Source organism: Acinetobacter uliginosus (genome assembly GCF_044130295.1).
Lineage (GTDB): Bacteria > Pseudomonadota > Gammaproteobacteria > Pseudomonadales > Moraxellaceae > Acinetobacter.
Genome location: NZ_JBIQOC010000167.1, coordinates 1 through 2,808, shown reverse-complemented (window position 1 = coordinate 2,808; position 2,808 = coordinate 1). Strand labels below are relative to the sequence as shown.

The 2,808-nt window shown below is 32.0% G+C and carries 3 protein-coding genes; all 3 read left to right on the top strand.

Features of this window, described 5'->3' with window-relative positions; genetic code table 11:
* Positions 1-437: 437 nt before the first annotated feature.
* The 3 genes from ACE01T_RS17435 to ACE01T_RS17425 all read left to right on the top strand — a co-directional run bounded on the left by ACE01T_RS17435 (position 438) and on the right by ACE01T_RS17425 (position 2,552).
* On the top strand, positions 438-671 hold the full coding sequence (locus ACE01T_RS17435; RefSeq protein WP_086197365.1) for a hypothetical protein: 234 nt from the start codon (positions 438-440) through the stop codon (positions 669-671).
* 810 nt (positions 672-1,481) lie between these two features.
* Positions 1,482-1,730, top strand: coding sequence for a hypothetical protein (locus ACE01T_RS17430; RefSeq protein ID WP_086197364.1), 249 nt, complete (start codon positions 1,482-1,484; stop codon positions 1,728-1,730).
* Between the two features lie 597 nt (positions 1,731-2,327).
* The gene (locus tag ACE01T_RS17425) at positions 2,328-2,552 is read left to right on the top strand and encodes a hypothetical protein (RefSeq protein ID WP_086197362.1); all 225 of its coding nucleotides are present in this window, start codon (positions 2,328-2,330) and stop codon (positions 2,550-2,552) included.
* The last annotated feature ends 256 nt before the right edge of the window (positions 2,553-2,808 follow it).

Sequence of the window (2,808 nt, the reverse complement as noted above, 5' to 3'; positions counted from 1 at the left end):
GATGAGATGTAACTCATTGAAATGTGTCATCATATTCGTCGTCAGAAAACAAGTATTATGCCATTATTTCAATGAGTTATCTTTTTTTGTCGTGTACAAAGAATAATTTTATAAAACTTTTCTCAATTCATTTGATTATTAACGAATAATCCACATAAATCGATCAAAAAATGAACATGGGTTGTGTCAAATGGGCAGCATCAATTTTTTTCTTATCATGATTATTTTATTTCAGTGCAATTGATCTTGATCATGGACATATTAACGCTATGTTATACATGGTCTAAATGTAAGTCATGGACTGGATTGATAAAGAAGCTCATAGAAAAGTGGATTTTTTTCTTTTTGATAAAATTTCGATCAATTCATTTTATAGGTGATTCAGTTTGAAATTTTAGTATGTCAGAATGTATCCTCCAAACAGAGGGTAAATACAGATGTCTGATATAGAACTAAAAAAATTAGATGAATTGCTTGAAGCAGCTGCCAAAAAAGGCAAAAAAGTTGAGAAAATCTTGCTAGGATATAAAGCTTATGTTTGCTTAATGGGGGATACATCATTTCATGATGAGGTGATGAATTCAGCTATAAATCCGAACAAACGTAAATATAAAAAGCATAAAATTAAGGTTACCCAAGATGAGTACCAGTTTGAGTTAAAATATGTATAGCTCATAATTTTAGAAAACAGGCCTATAGAAATATGGGCTTTTTATTTCCTGAAAAAAGCAAGTCTTCATGCTAGTCGTCCGCTTAGATACCTCACATTAAGCAGGCTTTTTCATATTGTATAAATCATTAATTAAGACTTATTAATAATGTGATTTAATTATCATTATTTTATTTTTTGGTATGTTTTGCCACTGAAAAATATTTGAATAGTGTACAAAATAACCATCAGAAACTGCTGTAGTTTCTGAATGACCTCCCAAGGTCCTTAGTTTATAAGCCCACATCGTCTTTCCATGAGTGGGCTTTTTTTTGTATAGGGAAAAGCTGTATACCTTATTTAATTCCACTTCATACTGGTACTGTGTAGACATAGGTTGTGAGTGGTGTTTAGGGAATTCAGTTAAAAAAATGGTGGGATATGATTAAGAAAATTATTAAATCTATTTTTTGCAAGCATGGTTACAAACTGATTCGAACTATTCATGGTGATCAGATTAATCACTTAAATGCTCGTAGTGAGTGGCAATGTGACAAGTGTAAATGGATCACATATGGTCGATATTTAGATCGAATTAAATAAATCCTGTTTCACCATAATTAAAATATCCTAATGATACATCCATAGGCGATGGGACAATATTCAGGTCTAGTGGTTTGTAATTTAATGTCACGTGATAAATACGATAATTTGTTAAAGTTTCTTAAATGAATAAAAAGCTAAAGAATTAAATTTAAGAGCTCATCGAAAGGTGTGATTTTTATTTGTCACACTCATTTGCTATTCTTTAGAAAAATACCGAGCTGGTGTTATGAGTAGTGTATTAACTAAAGATGAATTACAGTTATTCTTGGCAATGGTGATGCGAGAGAATGAAGAATTAAAGGAAGAAAATCGAAAGTTATTGTTAATTGTTGCTGATTTTACTGAGCAAATAAAGAAAGCTACTTATATCACTGAAGAGTATCAGCGGATGTTTAATGAGATTACTGAAGCGCTTAGGACTCGTTATGCTGCAGAGTTTACAGTTGTTGAAGATATTCCAAAACACCTAAGTTAGTTCACATAGCAACCAAAGCTCTGGTATAGATCAGGCTTTTAGTGGATAAGTAACATAGAATTAACTTAATAATTCTACAACTCAACAATTTATCTATATTTTCTATACCTTGTGGTCAAATTTTCAGTGCTATTTTAATTTTGAAACCACAAGAAAATGAAGAAAATAACTGTAGCGCAGGCCCGCTTATTTGAAGGAGTAAGTGGGTTTTTAATTGTGAGGAGAAAAATCATGCTTAAGTTTCTGTATTGTTTACTTGGACTACATGGTGCGACAGAAATCGATTACACGATTGATGATGAAGAAATCCAGCTGTGTCGGGATTGTTTAAGGGAAAAATAGTTCTCCATTGCCGGATGGATGATGTATTCCGGAACATAAGACCCCGCTCAATATTGCATTATTGGTGGGGTTTTTCTTTTTTAAATTTATTATATTTTGTTACTTTTTAAATAACCTATTTAATTCATTAATTTAGTATTTTTAATTAATATAATTCTCTTAATTCAATAACTTAAGTTAATTTTTGGTATTGATTCTAGCTTGTTTGGTGGGCATTATTGCTTCGTTACTTTATAGAAATAACGGAGTTTTAAAATGAAAGTATCAACATTTACGACAACATTTGATGAGTTGTTAGGTCATTCATTCCGTAGGTTGAATGCACCAGAAGATGGCATTGTTAAGATAGAGGTGTGCGTATCTTCATTAGTCGGAAACGCTTTAAATAGATTTTTAGATTATTGCTCCAAGCATGGATATAAACACGGCGTTGAGGAGATCAAAGATAATTTGATTTTGCTTACTGTTCACTTGAAGTGATTGGATTGAACCAGAAACCCCTCTTGCTTTAGTAATGAGGAGGTTTTCTTTTCTTATTGGTAGTGCTTATGACAGACAAAGTACAAGCGAAACAAGACTTAGAATTTTGCAGTGCTGAGCTGTTTAAGTATCATAGTCTAAGTTGTTCAATGGTAAGCGTCCGCTGAACACACCTTATGAATTCATCCTATAAGCCTTAATTTAGTTCCCACCTAAAAACAAGTGGGGACTTAATCCATGAACATGGATATATATT

Coding starts and splice junctions, on each gene's coding strand:
- ACE01T_RS17435 (WP_086197365.1), top strand. CDS start 438: ATGTCTGATATAGAACTAAAAAAATTAGATGAATTGCTTGAAGCAGCT.
- ACE01T_RS17430 (WP_086197364.1), top strand. CDS start 1,482: ATGAGTAGTGTATTAACTAAAGATGAATTACAGTTATTCTTGGCAATG.
- ACE01T_RS17425 (WP_086197362.1), top strand. CDS start 2,328: ATGAAAGTATCAACATTTACGACAACATTTGATGAGTTGTTAGGTCAT.